The 16,089-nt window shown below is 53.2% G+C and carries 13 protein-coding genes and 1 rRNA gene; 8 read left to right on the top strand and 6 right to left on the bottom strand.

Annotated elements, in window-relative coordinates; translation table 11 throughout:
• Positions 1 to 12: 12 nt before the first annotated feature.
• Positions 13 to 531: a DUF2721 domain-containing protein gene (locus tag KTT_RS01275; RefSeq protein ID WP_126594264.1), complete on the top strand. Its 519-nt coding sequence runs from the start codon at positions 13 to 15 to the stop codon at positions 529 to 531.
• Between the two features lie 135 nt (positions 532 to 666).
• Here KTT_RS01275 and rrf read toward each other — a convergent pair.
• The 3 genes from rrf to KTT_RS01290 all read right to left on the bottom strand — a co-directional run bounded on the left by rrf (position 667) and on the right by KTT_RS01290 (position 5,705).
• A 5S ribosomal RNA gene (gene rrf, locus KTT_RS01280) occupies positions 667 to 783 on the bottom strand.
• 88 nt (positions 784 to 871) lie between these two features.
• Positions 872 to 4,699 (bottom strand): chromosome segregation protein SMC, encoded by a 3,828-nt coding sequence (gene smc, locus KTT_RS01285; RefSeq protein ID WP_126594265.1) that lies wholly within the window; start codon positions 4,697 to 4,699, stop codon positions 872 to 874.
• 52 nt (positions 4,700 to 4,751) lie between these two features.
• Positions 4,752 to 5,705 carry a methionyl-tRNA formyltransferase gene (locus KTT_RS01290; protein ID WP_160145566.1) on the bottom strand — a complete coding sequence of 318 codons (954 nt, stop codon included), beginning with the start codon at positions 5,703 to 5,705 and terminating at the stop codon, positions 4,752 to 4,754.
• 421 nt (positions 5,706 to 6,126) lie between these two features.
• Here KTT_RS01290 and KTT_RS01295 point away from each other — a divergent pair, with 421 nt between their 5' ends.
• Together KTT_RS01295 and KTT_RS01300 are read left to right on the top strand one after the other, a co-directional pair.
• Positions 6,127 to 6,459 carry an oxidative damage protection protein gene (locus KTT_RS01295; protein WP_126594267.1) on the top strand — a complete coding sequence of 111 codons (333 nt, stop codon included), beginning with the start codon at positions 6,127 to 6,129 and terminating at the stop codon, positions 6,457 to 6,459.
• On the top strand, positions 6,456 to 7,892 hold the full coding sequence (locus KTT_RS01300; protein ID WP_268904521.1) for a CUAEP/CCAEP-tail radical SAM (seleno)protein: 1,437 nt from the start codon (positions 6,456 to 6,458) through the stop codon (positions 7,890 to 7,892). The genes KTT_RS01295 and KTT_RS01300 overlap by 4 nt, the downstream gene beginning before the upstream one ends.
• Positions 7,893 to 7,988: 96 nt before the next feature.
• On the opposite strand, the gene KTT_RS36400 is transcribed toward KTT_RS01300, so the two are convergent.
• Entirely contained in the window at positions 7,989 to 8,828 is an 840-nt protein-coding gene (locus KTT_RS36400) for a PQQ-dependent sugar dehydrogenase (RefSeq protein ID WP_162511798.1), read from the bottom strand.
• A gap of 33 nt (positions 8,829 to 8,861) precedes the next feature.
• Positions 8,862 to 9,401 carry a hypothetical protein gene (locus KTT_RS36405; RefSeq protein ID WP_162511799.1) on the bottom strand — a complete coding sequence of 180 codons (540 nt, stop codon included), beginning with the start codon at positions 9,399 to 9,401 and terminating at the stop codon, positions 8,862 to 8,864.
• 253 nt (positions 9,402 to 9,654) lie between these two features.
• Between KTT_RS36405 and KTT_RS01310 the strand changes: the two genes are divergently transcribed.
• The 3 genes from KTT_RS01310 (at position 9,655) to KTT_RS01320 (ending at position 11,863) form a co-directional block, all read left to right on the top strand.
• Positions 9,655 to 10,104, top strand: coding sequence for a flavin reductase family protein (locus KTT_RS01310; protein ID WP_235845565.1), 450 nt, complete (start codon positions 9,655 to 9,657; stop codon positions 10,102 to 10,104).
• Between the two features lie 126 nt (positions 10,105 to 10,230).
• Positions 10,231 to 10,908: an HIT family protein gene (locus KTT_RS01315; protein ID WP_126594269.1), complete on the top strand. Its 678-nt coding sequence runs from the start codon at positions 10,231 to 10,233 to the stop codon at positions 10,906 to 10,908.
• 103 nt (positions 10,909 to 11,011) lie between these two features.
• Positions 11,012 to 11,863 (top strand): 3-hydroxyacyl-CoA dehydrogenase family protein, encoded by an 852-nt coding sequence (locus KTT_RS01320; protein ID WP_126594270.1) that lies wholly within the window; start codon positions 11,012 to 11,014, stop codon positions 11,861 to 11,863.
• 230 nt (positions 11,864 to 12,093) lie between these two features.
• On the opposite strand, the gene KTT_RS01325 is transcribed toward KTT_RS01320, so the two are convergent.
• On the bottom strand, positions 12,094 to 12,888 hold the full coding sequence (locus tag KTT_RS01325) for a PRC-barrel domain-containing protein (RefSeq protein WP_126594271.1): 795 nt from the start codon (positions 12,886 to 12,888) through the stop codon (positions 12,094 to 12,096).
• 562 nt (positions 12,889 to 13,450) lie between these two features.
• On the opposite strand from KTT_RS01325, the gene KTT_RS01330 reads away from it, so the two are divergent.
• Positions 13,451 to 14,932, top strand: a complete 1,482-nt coding sequence (locus KTT_RS01330) for a diacylglycerol/lipid kinase family protein (RefSeq protein WP_160145567.1) — start codon at positions 13,451 to 13,453, stop codon at positions 14,930 to 14,932.
• Between the two features lie 473 nt (positions 14,933 to 15,405).
• Entirely contained in the window at positions 15,406 to 16,032 is a 627-nt protein-coding gene (locus tag KTT_RS01335) for a glycoside hydrolase domain-containing protein (protein ID WP_160145568.1), read from the top strand.
• Positions 16,033 to 16,089: the final 57 nt, after the last annotated feature.

Consider the following 16,089-nt stretch of genomic DNA (forward strand, 5'->3'; position numbering starts at 1 on the left):
TTACGCATACCTATGAATAATATTCAAAATGTTATCAGCTTAATTCTAGCTCCTGTGGTGATGATTTCAAGTTGTACACTCTTTATGAATGGATTGCTCCAACGCTATGATTCGCTCAGCGCGCGTCTACGTGCGCTGCATATCGAGCATATGGAATTGTTACGCTCGCTCCAACAAGAACATGCGGCAAATCAATGCGACCCGCGCGAAACTGGTAGTCTCTGCAACTTGAGTAAGGAACGTCTTGTAGAGCTTGAATCCGAGATGCCTCATCTCTTAAAACGGCACCGACTGCAGTGGAACGCTATTCTCGCTGCTGAAATCTCTATCGGGTTGCTGGTTTTCAGTATGTTTGAGATCGGCTTTCATGTTATTAGCCATATGCCATGGGTAGAACCGGCGGCGCTGTTTACCCTGCTGATGGGGGCGCTGGTCTTCTTAACCTGTATTATGATTACCGCGGTCGAATTTGCGACCTCGCCCAAAGCCGTTACCTTTGAAGTCAAACACGGGCTGGAGCTCGGGCGTTGATAGACATGTGATCGGAGGCGTTATCACATCATAGCGCCTCCAGGTATAGATATCGTCAGGCTCTCATCACCCATAAGTTCGGACCTCGCGTCCGATTAAAACCACACAACAAAAAACCGCCCGTGTGGGCAGGTGAGACGGCGACTTCCTATTTTCCCACGCAGTTGCCCACGCAGTATCATCGGGGAGGAAGAGCTTAACTTCCGTGTTCGGGATGGGAACGGGTGTACCCTCTTCGCTATAGTCACCAGCTCACCTGCACATACAAGCGGCTTTTCTTGACAGAGAGAATACTATCACAGCTATTCTCCCCTGTCAATACTTCCTCAGCAATTTCTCGCTAGCGGCTGGCAGAGGCTGGCACCTGCTCAAGACGCAATGAGAGTAGTCGAGAGGCGCTTTCGCGCATGGTGACGCCATAAATGGCCTGCGCCGCCGTCATGGTTACGCGGTTATGGGTGATCACGATAAACTGGGTACGCTGAGCCAGGCGTTTCAGGATATCGCAGAAGCGGGTGACGTTGGACTCGTCAAGGGCGGCATCCACTTCATCCAGCAGGCAAAATGGTGGTGGATTGATCTCTAGCAGCGAGAAAAGCAAAGCGGCCGAGACCAGAGCCCGTTCACCCCCTGAGAGCAGCGAGAGGTCCTGCACCTTTTTGCCGGGCGGCTGAACAATAACTTCGACACCGGCTGGCATACTGGAGGGGACTGCTCCCTCTTCGTCGTTGGTCTTTGCCGCCATCAATTCCAGACGCGCGGTACCACCATTGAAGAGGGTTGTGAAATGCTCTTTGAAGCGCGTATTTACGGCCTGGAAGGTCTCCTCAAACTGCCTGGCCATGGTAACATCGAGCTGGCTGATAATAGTATAGAGTTGCTGGGCCGCCTGCTCCAGATCCGTGATCTGCGCGGTGAGAAAATCATAGCGCGTCTGGGTCTCTATATAGATCTGCGGAGCATTGGCGTCGCAACCACCCATCGCCTTGATGCGCCCCCTCAAGCTCTCTATGCGTCGGCGGTATTTACGCAGCTGCGTCTCTTCCTCTTCCGTCAGCTGATCTACAACGCCTGCCTGCGTGTGCGCGCCGTTATGCATCGTTACAACAAGCGCATGCTGGCCATTGTTTCCATGTACCTGTTCACCCGCATCGGAAATCTTATCCAGCATAACACCTGTGTGTTCAGTATGACGATTCAGCTCTTCTGGATCGGTGATATTCATTTCCTCCTGCAATTGGGTCAGCAGGGATTCAACGGCGTCGCGCGCCTTCTGGCTGTCCAGCAGCGAGCGGCGATAGGCAGACTCCAGTTCACGGGTGTGTTGCTGTACTTTGATGCGCTGCTGCTCCTGAGAAAGGATCTGCTCTTCAATTTCAGTCAGGGATTCCTCTATGACGTGCAGATCCTGCGTCAGCGTATCCGCACGCTGGCGCGCCTGCTCCAGGTCCTTGCGCTGCAGAGTAATGGATTCCTGTACGTCTTGCTGCTGCTGTTCCGCCTCTTTGATGCGCTTGACCTGCTGCTGGATCTGATTTTTGAGATCCTGAGCCTGATTTTGTAGATTTGAGAGTTGCTGGCGCAGGGAGCGCGCCTCCTGACGCTTCACAGCCACCGCTGTGCGCTCACGGCCCAGTTCGTCCTGCTTGCGCCGGTATGTGATGGCCCGCTCCTCTATTTCGATCTGCAGCCCCTCGACCAGGCCGCTCATTTCGCGCTGCGACTTCTCATGGGTGCGCACGCGTTCTTGAGCGGCTGTGACCTCTTGCTCCAGACCCGCTACCTCGGAAGACAACTGCTGCTCGATCGAGGCGGCCATGCGGATCTCTGTCTGTACGCGCTCCAGTTCTCTCTGGGAAGCGCTGATTGTTTTATTCATCTCATGGATGCGGCCGCTAACCTTCTGGAGCTCTTTTTCGGTGGCGTTCTGCTCGGCGCGGCGACCCTCTTGTCTGCGTTGCGCCTCGCTCATCATATCGTGCAACTGATTAATCATGAGATTAATCTCTTCCAGGTGCTGCGGAAGCTCGCGCAGTTCGCGTTCATAGGCCAGCAGTCCCTGTTGCGAGCCAGCTTTGCCATTGCCGCCGGTCAACCAGCCATCTATATGCAAGACCTCGCCCGCCGCCGTGACCAGCGAGGTAAAGGGTAGATCGCTGTCTGATGAGATGCTAAGCTCCATCCCCCAGGCCAATAGTTCCTGGGCGGCGGCCAGGTCCTGGGCCAGGACAACCCCATGCAAGAGGCGCATAAAAATAGGAATGAAGCGGGGCTCACATTGTAACTGCTTCCAGGCAAATCCCAGGATACGTGGCTTCAATTCGGGAACCGTCTCCAGGTAGCGGTCAAGCACCCGTTCTTCGACCTGGCCCTGAATCGTGCGTACCTCATGCATATCCTCATCCTCATCCTCTTCCACGCGTTCCATCCAGATAATCATGGCGCGACCAGCCTGGATTTTCTGTAGATACGCCAGACCCCGCTGGGCATCAGCCAGCGTTCGCACGACGACGGCCTGCATGTACGGTCCCAGGGCGGCCTCCAGTGCCACCTCCATCCCACTGGCAACGACGCCTAACTGTGGCACAGGACCCACCAGGCCGCTGAAGTCAGAGGCGGGGGCCCGCAGCAGCGCGCGTACACCATCGCTATAGCCGCTGAGGCTCTGCCGCCAGTTTTTGAGCATATTCAGGCGATCCACCGTGGTGCGCTTGCGCCGCTCAGCTTCCGTCAAGGCGGACTTCATGCGCTCCAGTTCTTGCTGGGCGTCAGCGATGGTTTTGGCAATAGTTTGTTTGCGCTGGAGGATCTGCTGCTCCTCGGTACGCATCTCATCAAGACGGCCCCGTTCTTCAACCAGGCGCCCTTCAAGGGTGCGCTGGGATTGCTGGGCCTGGGAGATCGTGTCGCGACGACTGGCCAGGGTACGGTTGCGCTCTCCTAGCTGCTTCTGCAAACGTCCTAGTTCGGTCTGGGTTGAACCCAGACGCGCCTGCACCTGTACCAGGTCGCTCTGAGCCGAGCGCAGTCGGCGCTCGTCCATCTCATATTCTTTCTGCGCCTGCGCTACCGTCCCTTCTAAACTGGCAAGTTGCGCGGACCCATTATCGACTGCCTCGTCCGCCAGGTCACACTGCTCCTCCAGATCGATCACTTGCTTCTGCAGGGCAATCGAGCGCTCACGTAGCCGGCGCTCTTCGGTCTGCATCTCGCCACGCTGGCGCTCCAGGCCACCGATACGCTCTTCATTGACGGCCAGGTCGCGCTCCAGCCGCCGCGCCAGTTCATTGGCCTTGTCACAGGATGCACGCGCCTCACCAATCTGGACCTGTATCTGCTGACGCTGGTTGCGCAATGATTGGGACTGCTCTGTGAGTTGCTGCAATTCGGCCTCGACCTGGCGCACCTTCTGACCCTGCTCACGTTCGGCCTGTTCAGCGTATTCGCGTGTCGCGCGTAGCCTCCGCCATTGCAGGGCATACCAGGATAATAGCACCTCATTGAGCTCATCATTTAGTTGCGCGAACTCCAGCGCTCGTTTGGCTTGCTCGGCCAGGGGAGCCAGACGTGGCTCGATCTCGCTCACGATATCACGCAGACGCTCCACATTCTGCTCGGTCTGCTTCAAACGCGTCTCGGCATCGGTGCGCTGCACCTGAAAGGGACGTATGCCGGCGGCATCCTCAAACAACGCACGCCGCTCTTCCGCGCGCAAGCTCAAGGCCGCATCGATCAGACCCTGACCCACTACGGTATAGGAATCATGCCCGATGCGTGCCTGGGCCAGCAGCAATAAGACGTCTTTGAGGCGCACCTTCTGCTTGTTGATCAGGTATTCGTTCTCACCCGAGCGATAGCTGCGGCGCGTGACGGTAATCTCACTGTACTCGGAAGGGACCCAGCCGGTGCTGTTGTCGAGCGTCAGCGACACCTCCGCCATACCAAGAGGGGCTTTTCCCTGTCCACCCGCGAAGATAATATCGTCGCTCTTCTTGCCACGCAACTGTCGCATGCTTTGCTCTCCAAGTACCCAGCGCATGGAGTCCGCCACATTGGATTTTCCCGCCCCATTGGGCCCCACCACCGCTGTGATGCCGGGGCTAAATTCAAGCATGGTGCGTGCAGCAAAGCTTTTGAAACCGAGCATTTCTAATCGTTTAAGATACACCGCCTGGCTTTATCCTCTTCCTGAAAAATATCAAAAAACGTCGCCATGTCGTTCAAATATAGTATACTCTTACACAGCCGTCATGGCAGATAATTGTCGCTTCTCCATGACCATCTTGCTGTACCGTATCTCCTATATCCACTGCGCCCTTTAAGCTATAAGAAACAGCATCTACTGCCAGTAGATATCCGTTTCCGTGGAGAACTTCAACAGGCCGTTCGACACTGGCGACGCCGCGGATAAAATTGTAGAGTCGTCGCGCCCCCCACTCACGGGCATTCACAACATAGTCATTGTCCCCCGGATATGGATGATAGCTACTCAAGGCTTCATCCTGGGCACGTGCATGGCATTGCCCGGACGCTAATGCCCCGACTGTCTGCGCCAGGAGCCGCGCACCTACCCCGGCGCAGAGCACCTCCAGTTCCCCGTAACGAACCCCCTCGGGTACCGCGATCGTTTCCTGCGCCAGGATCGGCCCGCTATCCAATGCCGTGGTTAATCGATGGATCGTGACGCCGGTCTGCTCCTCGCCCGCCCGCAAGGTCCAGAAAAGCGGCAAGGGACCTCGATTGGCCGGGAGCAACGAAGGATGAACATTGATCCCACCCAGGCGCGGTAGCTCTAAGAGAGCACGCGGAATGATCCTGGAGAAACAGGCGACGCAAAGAATATCGGGTTGGTAAGCGGCCAACGTTGCTAGCGTCTCGGGATCTTTCAGCTCGCGTACCTGCCAGACCGGGATAGCATGCGCCCACGCCATCTGCGTCAGCGAGGCGGTAGCGGTCGTAAACATGGGCAGACTGCCACGCCGGCTCCGGGGAGCAACCTTCGGCACTATCGCGGGCGCGACATGTATACCCGGCAAGGTATCTCCATCGGCAGGGATAACGACGGCGCACACCTCAAAGCCGTTCTGGAGTAGCGCGGTGAAGGATGGTAGTGAAAAATCGCACTCCATTCCAAAGAAAAGGATGCGCATCCCTGGTGAAAAAGCCCCTGACATCTTTCTTACCTTTTTCATCGTACTGCCTGCCAGTCCGCTGCTCTGTTTGGACAAACAAACGTTCAAAAATAGTAGCAAATCTCTCACCCACTGTCAAACAGCAACCACGATCAACAGGAGCATGCAGGGCTTTTTAATATTCGTCTGGAGATAGTCGGGAGATCACGAGCAAGCGATACGATGTGTGGAGTGTGTGGTGGGCGGCCGCAGCCACACTCCACACGCCCAACCCGGCGCCGCAGGCGCCAAAGAGGAAAATTAAAAAAACCTTAGATGCATGCGAGAAGGCGTGCAATAATAGCTGCCGACATAGTACAATAATGAGTAAGATGCTACAGGGCATCGGCTGACGTTTTCCATTAACGGCAAGTGCGAGCTGCTCAATGGTTTTTATTATTACCCTTTATGAGGGGGAGTTCATATGCCAAGAATGGTTTATTGCGTCAAGTTGCAGCGTGAACTTCCTGGTCTGGAGAAACCTCCGTTTCCAGGAAAGCTGGGGCAGCGCATTTACGAACAGATTTCACAGCAAGCCTACGATATGTGGCCGGCACAACAGGTGTTAATTATCAACCACTACGGTTTGAATATGGCCGATCCCGAGGCTCGTAAGATCTTACGCGAACAGATGGAGGAATTTTTCTTTGGGCAGGATGCCGCGATGCCGGAAGGATGGGCTCCTGAGACAGCCGGAGCGGGTAGTAAGGGCGCGCCACAGCGCAAAGGGGGGGGAGGCGCGCCACGAAGGAAATAAGAAAGCATGGAGATGTTCTGTTGATCTCGTGCTATGAATTGGGCCATCAGCCTTTCCACCTGGCATCATTGTCGGCCATGCTTGAGCAGTCCGGCTACGCGCCGGTGTGTGTCGATACGTCCATTGATTCACTTTCAGATGAGGCGATTCACCAGGCACGCTTCGTGGCCATCTCGGTCCCTATGCATACAGCGATGCGCCTGGGCGAGCAGGTTGCGCAACGCATTCGTACGCTCAATCCCACGGCGTATATCTGCCTGTATGGCCTGTATGCGCTGCTCAACGCCGATCACCTGCTTGAACAGCACACCATTGATGCAGCCATCGGGGGCGAATATGAGGTCCCGCTGTGTCAACTGATCGCCGCGGTCGAACAAGGTAAAGATGATGGTATCCCGGGCGTCTATAGCCGTGGGCATATCAGCGGACCCTGGATTCAACGTACGCCATTTATAGTACCCGAGCGCGATCATCTACCCGCCCTGGATCGCTATGCGCGTATGGAACGGGGAACAGAGACACGGGTGGTCGGTTACACCGAGTCTACACGCGGCTGCAAGCATACGTGCGTCCACTGTCCAGTCACGCCGATCTATCATGGACGCTTCTTCGCGGTCCCGGCAGATGTTGTGCTGGCGGATATTCGCGCCCAGGTGGCCGGAGGGGCACAGCATATCACCTTTGGCGATCCCGATTTCTGGAATGGTCCCACCCACGCCCTGCGCATCACACGTGCGATGCACCAGGAGTTTCCGGACCTGACCTTCGACGCCACAATCAAGATTGAGCACCTACTCAAGCATCGGCAGTTTCTGCCGGAAATGAAAGAACTGGGCTGCGTCTTTGTGGTGTCGGCGGTTGAATCGTTGAACAACAGGGTACTCCAGGAGCTAGCCAAGAATCATACCGCCGCCGATGTGGCCGAGGCTTTCGACGAGATGGAGCGAGTCGGGATTACGCTGCGTCCATCACTGCTGCCTTTCACGCCCTGGGAGACGCTCGATAGCTATATTGAGCTTCTTAATTTCTTCGAGCAGGGACACTTCATCGAGCATATCGATCCGGTTCACCTCTCGATTCGCCTGCTTATTCCTCCCGGTTCAGCACACCTGGATACCCCGGGCAGTTCAAGCTGGATCGGTGAATTTGATCCTACCGCCTTTGGCTATCGCTGGGCTCATCCCGATCCACGCATGGACGAATTGCAGAAGCAGGTCGCCACGCTGGTCGAGCAGGCCGAACAGATGGGGTCAGACGCGGTAATGACCTTTTTCCAGATCAAAGCACGCGCGCTTGCTATGAAGGGAGAGAAGCTATCCGCCTTCAAAGCCATGCGCCAGTATGGTGAACGGAAAGAGCTTCCCCACCTTACCGAGTCCTGGTTCTGCTGCGCAGAACCCACCAGCAATCAACTCTGCGCCAGGCGCGCATAAAAAACAAGTAGACATAGTTGTGCCGATATGACCGGTACAACTATGGCTGCTCCTACGAAAAAGTCTGGAAATGTGTCACCTGACTCCTGGATACCTTTATGCTTGATACGTCAGCTTATAGACGGTGCCGCTTAGATCATCAGAGATAAAGATGTTGCCCTGCTGATCAATCGCGGTATCAACCGGACGGCCCCAGACGGATGTGTTATCCTGCCAGCCCGTGACCAGGTCGATCTGCTGTCCCGGCTGCTGTGATTGATTATTCCAGGGGAAGTAGATGACTTTATAACCCGTGGGCACGGTCCGATTCCAGGAGCCATGCAGACTGATCAATGCACCGGTGTGTTGTGGGTTTGGCGCAGAAGGATCCTGCAGAAAAACCAGACCCAATGGCGCAGAATGGGCCTGTATCCCTTTATCAATGCGCTGCATCTGATCACAGTTCACATGACCATCGGCATTAAACTCGACATCGCGATCGAATGGCATGTGGTTGACGCCCTGATCGGGATTGGGATTACAGAACGGCCAGCCGTAGTTGGCCCCTTCCTGAATATGGGTAAACTCTTCAGGCGGATGATTATCAACATACGCTGGAATCCGCTGCTGGTACTGACCCGTCGCATCCTGGTGGGGATAAAGGATATTATCGCGATTGTTCACCGCTACCCACAGGTGGTTCGTACCCGGTACAAAGGCCAGTCCCTCGGCGTTACGCAATCCATGTGCGTAGAGATGTCCCTGGGTGCCATCAGCATTATACTGATAGATAGCGCCCCGCAAAGGATTGCTCTGGGTATCCGCCAGACAGGCATTACAGGTCGAGGCGATTGAGACATATAACTTGTTATTGCTGTCCAGCGCGATATTCTTGAGCTCATGCCCATAAGCGCCATGCAATTCAGGACTGCTGCTATCGGGTAATCCCTTCACCACAATCTGGCGATCATGAGCCTGTATATCCCCTTTCTAATAGAGGAAACGATCGATCTGGTTTGTCTCGGAGATATAGACATATGTCTGCTGGTCAATGGTATGAAACACGATATCCTGCGGACGCCGCAAGCCACTGACAAAGGTCGATACGTCAGGGTTTCCCTGTTGATTGGACCGCACCAGGTCAACTTTCCCCTCATCAGGCACCGAGACCAGCAGATCACCAGCCGGTGTAACCGCCATAAAGCGAGCTTTAGGGATGCGTGTATAGACTGAGATCTGCATATGTGGGGGCACGTTCAGATAGCGATCCTGCTCAAATGCTCCACCGCGCATGTCAGAGGCAACAGATACCCTGACACGCTGATTCCCTGCTGTAGGCTGGGCCAGGATCGCTGAAACGGCCGATGGTGAAGTTCCCTGCGTGGACGTTGCCGTCGCACCCGCCGGCGTACTGGTATGGGTCGGTTTTGAAGCGCTCGGTGGTGCGCTGCTAGACCCACAGCCACTCAACACCAGCAGCAAACACAAACAGAGCGTCGTTATCCCCCCGGATATTGAATACCTTCGCACAGCGCAAGCTCCCCTTTCCCAAACATACAAGTGCATTTTCTTAAACTCTTCGCATCTCAAAATCATCTTGTCCCATATACACGTATTTCCAAGCAAATCAATACAAATATAGTGGTAAAGTACTAGCTGCCAGATGCTGGCCTGACCTCAGGTACAGGTGACTGGATATGGGACCCATCCAGAGATTACAATAAAGATACATACTATAGCAAAAGCGAGGTGAACCATGGACCCGGCAGTTAAGAAGCAAGCATTGCGTACATTTACGTATGGACTCTATGTGATTATGAGTAAGGAGGGCGAGGTTGTAAATGCATTTACAGCCAACTGGCTTACCCAGGTCTCTTTTGAGCCCCCTCTGATCGCCGTCTCTATCGAGAACGATGCCAAATCGCTCTCGATGATTCAACATAGCCAGACCTTCACTATCAACGTCCTGAAAACGGGACAGCGTGAGCTGGCTGGCCAGCTCGGTCGACCGTACCTTAAAAATCCGGACAAGCTGGCTGGCATCGCATATACAATGCAGCAAGATGCCTATCCAGTACTCAACGATGCCCTGGCCTGGACCGCCTGTAAAGTACAAAACAGCGTACCAGCTGGTGACTCAACCGTGGTCATCGCAGAGGTCGTCGAAGCCGGCGTACAGTCTGAAGGCGCCTCTCTTACCATGAACGAGGCCGGCTTCCGCCACGCGGGCTAAACCGTCACAACCTCAAAATATCATGTCAGGATGCTATACAAAGGTACAGCATCCTGACATGATATTATATATAGGTATACACATTCTATACCTAAAAGAGGAAAAACAAGCAAAGGAGCTCACCGCATGCAGCGTCAGAGCAGCGCATCGTCAGATACCCATAGCACATCTATGCTGGATATAAAACGCGACTGTACATTCTGTCAGATAGACCGTATCGCTCCACTGATAATGAAGGAAACACCGAATTTACGCCTGGTGGCCGATCATGCCCCACTGGTTGAAGGCCATATCCTGATTATCCCTAAACAACACTATACCTGTTATGGGGATGTCCCCTCCAGCCTGGACGACGAACTGTTCGGACTCAAGCAAGAAGTGCGGCGCTTTTTTGAGCTCTACTATACCGAACCGGTGTATTGGGAACATGGGATCTTCCATCAAACAGTCTTCCATGCCCATCTTCACTGCTTCCCCATCGGCCCACTGACCTATGACCTGGAACACCACGGACATGGTCAACGCATCCATAGCCAGGAAGATATTCGCAGCTGGCATCAACAAAATGGTCACTATTTTTATCTCGAAGATACCCACCACGGCTACCTGTTTCCCCCTGAGCCCGAAACCTATTCATCCATCATCAGAAATGTGCTGGGACCAGCCGTCGCGGCCCACAGCAGCTATAAGCAGTGGCGTCTGCCTCAGGAGCGCCAGATCGATGGCAAGCCGCTGATCGCATCTGCCATGGCCCACTGGAAAGAGTTCGAGCACACAGGGCAGGCTGGTACCCGCTCATCGTAAATAATGGGCCTCATTTCGTTTTTGCAGCAGGGCTCAACAAAAAAAGCGTATACTATAGCTAGCTACTAGCTTATTTTTTGATTTAGAGGAGACTATGGCATCAATGGAAATTCGCAAAGTTGGCGTTATCGGATGCGGCTTAATGGGTGGAGGCATCGCGCAGACCTGCGCGCAGTCGGGTTATACCACGGTTGTGCGCGAAGTTAATCAAGAACTGCTCGATAAGGGGCTGGCGCGCATAGAGGCGGCCTGGCAAAAGATGGAGAGCAAAGGGAAGCTTACAACGCAGCAGGCAGCTGAAACTCGTGAACACCTGCGCGGCACAATCAACCTGGAAGACCTGGCCGACTGCGACGTCATTATTGAGGCGGTCATCGAGAATATGGAGGAAAAATTACGTCTCTATCCCGCACTTGATCGCCTGCTCAAACCCGAGGCCCTGTTATTGAGCAATACCTCATCATTGAGCGTCACCCAGATGGGAGCAGTTACCAAACGACCTGGCAAAGTAGCGGGCCTGCATTTCTTTAATCCAGCCCCGGTCATGCAACTGGTCGAAATCGTACGCACCATCTCCACGTCTGATGAAACGATCGAGACCGTCCAACAATTCGCCCGTTCACTCGGAAAGACGCCAGTACTGGCCAAAGATACGGCCGGCTTCATCGTCAACTTCTTGCTCATCCCTTATTTGATCTCGGCCGTCCGTATGCTGGAAAACGGTGTCGCCAGCCGGGATGACATCGATACAGCCATGAAGCTCGGCTGTGGCTATCCCATGGGCCCTTTTACGCTACTGGACTATGTGGGGCTCGACACAACGCTCTGGGCGGCGGAAGCGATCTATGATGAATACAAGGATCCCCTGTATGCCCCTCCTCCCCTGCTGCGTCGCATGGTGCAGTCGGGATACTATGGAAAAAAGAGCGGCAAAGGATTCTATGATTATCAATAATCTGATTTTTCGTACCCGCGGTGCTCAGAATTTTATTGTGTGTTGGTGCTGGGAGCGCGAATGCGCTCCCAGCACCAACACACAATAACGAGTGCGGCCGCGTAGCGGACACGCTTGTGGGAACACATCTATTTGAGGTGATGATGCATCGGCGGCGCGGAACCTCATCTTGTTGGGACACGAAGACAAAAAAAAAGATGCGAGCATTGCTCGCATCTTTTTTGATGTGCTTAGTCTGCGGCCGCAACACGAGGTGGGAGAGATCTACGTGTATTGTAGCCACGACGGTCAGATACATAGCGCTGAGGAGTCGGACGAACCTCATCAGGATGATATGAGCCAGCCGCATCAGTATTGATACCAGGAAAATTGGGACCATAGTTGTAGTGACCGGTCTCGGCAGGAGATAGCGGACCACGCGCAAACATTGGAACACCTTTTATAGCTGGCACACCATACTCGGGCGACTCATCGTAGAGATCAGCTGGCACACGGTCAAGACTACGCTTGAGCAGATCCACTTCGCTAACCTTCAAACGCACAGTATTATTGATAATGTCATTCTCAATAAAGCGTAACGGCACATAATAGACCTTCATGGAGAAACCACCACGGTCAGCCAGAATGTAATTGCCCATACGAGCCTGCACAGTGCCCAGTGACTCGCCATCTCTATCAATGACAGTTTGACCAATCTGGAATTTCGCCAGAGCTCCGCCCAGCTGTGGAGAAGAAATATACGTTTCTTCAGGCGCAGCCATCGGATCTTCTAGTGCCCATCCCAGAATACCTACCAGAATGAAGACAGCACCAACCAGAGTCAGCCACGGCGCATCAGGAATGAACAACAAGCCAACTATCGAGACCAGAATTGCGACACTGAGTAGTGCAGGCCACAAACTTGGATTCGGTAAGTGGATATGATGTTCCTCCTCAGCAGCCAGTGCATCCTCCTCATAATCAGTGACAACAGTGCTCTCTCTATCGTCTGTAGCGGGATTAGCACGTTGAAGAGAACTATCCATAAGCATTTCCTCTAAGAATGTAGTACGATCTGTGAGGACGAGTATTCCCAATTAATTGTCCTGTTCATAACAATAACACAATTCCCCATTTTTGACCAGAGTATAGCCCCCCACGACGTCCGCATCGCGCTCATCACTCTACAGTTCTTATGCAAAACTAGTTGGCGCTCTCCCTTTTTACACCTGTATTTCTTTCATCTCTAACAAGATGGTATTCACTGGGTAGCTTCATGAACTTCAAAGCAGGAATACGTCTAAAGGGGCTTCTTCGTGGTAAGACTGTCAAGACCATGTATGTTTTTCCACTATAGTTCTACCGGGACATACAGCGTTCTTAAACCAACACCTCCTCTGGAGCCACAGGAGCAACGCCTGGCACCCACGGCTTCTGAGAGCCGGATCTGATTATCACCCAGCCTTAAAACACACCATCTCAAGAGAACGACCTCTTTTGGATCTCTTCTGGACCCCTTCTGGCCCAGAAGAGGCCGTTCTGAAACTGAGCACGCTTCTAACCCGTATTCGCCTCATGGATCAGTTATTATTTTGCAGGGGGAAAAAGATGGGAAACAAAAATGCCTGTATCATCGTTGATCTTAGATCAGGGGAGCACCTGGTGCATGTCCCTGAGATAGTGACCGTTCTAGCCGCCGCGGGATGGAAAACCGACGTCGCCCTGAAGGAATATGGGGGAGAAACACTGCAACTGGCACAGAAAGCCGCCAAAGAAAATTATGCGCTCGTGATCGGCTACGGCGGCGATGGGACCTTGAATGCCGTCCTCAATGGCACCATGTATGGTCAGGGAAAAGGGACCATCGCCGATATACCAGGAGGCACCTTCAACGTGTGGGCAAAGGCCATAGAGATGCCAGAAGATCCTGTGAAAGCCGCCCTGGCTCTCGTAGATAGCGAACCGCGCAGCCTTGATCTCGGCCATCTCGAGGCAACCTGTCTGGCCTCTGCCAATACTTCCAAAGACGCCCAGCTACCATTCTCCAATGGAAAAAAATCGAAAAAGTCAAAAGAATCAACAAAAACCAGACACTATTTCTTGCTAAACGTTGGCATCGGTCTGGATGCAGCAATGATGGCGCATATGTCCAAGCCCCTGAAGTATCGGGTCGGCCCACTGGCCTTCGACCTCGCCGCCGCAAAAGAGCTTCCCAGGCAGCGCCCGTTTCCCGTCGAACTTCAGCAAACAGACGATAAGGGCAATATCACTGCCCACTGGCGTGGAGATGTCTGGGAAGCATATGTGAGCAAGGTACCCCTCTTCGCGGGGGCGATCAACATAGAACCAGGCTCACGCGCCGACGATGGATTGCTCTACGTCACTTTGATTACCGCCAATGGTCCGCTAAAGACGGTCGGCCAGGCTGTTTCATTACTTACGCAGCATAAGCCGGATAGAAATGTCACAACCTTTTTCCACGGCACGCATTTTTCGCTGCGCATCCCCGCCTCTATCAATATCCAGGTGGATGGGAGCACGGTCAAACCCGAAGATCTCCTCTCAACAGCGGAACAGCGTGCCTTACAGCAAAGCAATGATCCAGAACAGATACTGGTCGATTATCACTTCGATGCCAGGCCAAAGGCGCTGCACGTTGCCGTTCCACGCACCTATACAGGTCCATTGTTTGAGAAAACAACGCAGAAAGAAAATACCTCTCCTCATGGACAACTCCTGCTCTCTGAACTGCAGACAGCAAACACGCCACAACAAAATCGTCCACAAGGCGAGGAGCAGACCTCAACCTGGCAGAAACCAGCCTATAACATAGAAGTTATTGGAAGCGTTGCTTCTCGAGGGAAACAGCCAGCTATCATCATCGCAGGCAGGTTCAAAAAACAGGATACAGACGAGGTCCAGGTCCTCGCGGTGCGCGTAAACAAGCGAACGCAGGTACTCAACCAGGCAGGAGAACACGTACCGCCCGCAGGGCTCCTGTCCCTACAGAAGGGCCAGAGTATCCAGGCCGAAGGGAAGAAGACGAAACGCGGCGTCATCAAAGCTACACGAGTGAAGTTAACCAACTGAACCGGTCCAGTGAGTCAGAAACCCCGCACGTGTGCGAAAGCTGCACAAAGAGATTGAAAAAGACAAGGCCACTCACGCTGAGGCATGAGTGGCCTGTTATTAAACAAGACCTCAACTATAGGAAATATGGGGCATACAGATGAGCAAATATTTACAAGCATGAGTCTATAACTTATCCTTGCATAAATTGAAGTGTTATATTTTTTGTTGCTATTTACACAAATGATAGCGCCTCAATTTATGCAACATTTATCTGGAATCTACGATAAATGCCGCATCTTTTCAAACGTTTTAAATTGATACATATAGGAGTAGAACGCATGGTGCGCAGAAAGGGATTTTACTGTCTTTTTGCTCTCGCATTAAGCTTTGCTATTGGACTCACCGCTATTTCGCCTGTAACCCACGCCAGTGCTGCCTCGTATGCTACAAAACCTTCGTCGCCAAACAGTGTTCTATGGGGGACTGACTCCGTGAGTTTCATCACGCCATCGTTCCTGGCACAGATCAAGAAGAGCTATGGAACACCTCAGTTTGTCGGTCGCTACCTCAATGCTAAAACATTTTCACCGATGAACGCGTCTGAAGCCTCTTACATCCATAGCCAGGGTATCCGCATTCTTCCTATTCAATCTGATTTTGGGAGCGATGTCGGTTACAACAATGGGGTAACCCATGCTAATGATGCACTGACAAAAGCGCGTGCCCTGAAAATTCCAAAGGGAACTGTCATCATCGATGATATCGAGAGCAATTCGGCAGTAGACGCCGGCTTCATTGAAGGCTGGTATACAACCATTTCCAGCGCAGGCTATACTGTTGGGTATTACGAGAACCCGTATGCGGGTAGCAGCCACTTCGGTAGCGCTTTTTGTACGGCCGTAGGCAAAAATCCTGCTATCGGCAATTCAATCTTGCATTCTAGCGAGCCGTCTACCGGTCGAACCGCGAGGAACAAGGCTCCCGCGTTTGCACCAAAGGGAATATCTTGTAAAGGACATACTAGCGGTCGTACGGTCATCTGGCAATACGGTCTTGATGCTGGAGGCTCCGTCAGTGTAGATACCGACGAGGCTCAGTCTTCGGTTCCGCTCTGGTAAATACATTGAAATTCTTATATTTAGCTTGCGGCAACAGATTGAAGCATGCTGTTCGGC

The sequence above is a fragment of the Dictyobacter aurantiacus genome (genome assembly GCF_003967515.1).
Lineage (GTDB): Bacteria > Chloroflexota > Ktedonobacteria > Ktedonobacterales > Ktedonobacteraceae > Dictyobacter > Dictyobacter aurantiacus.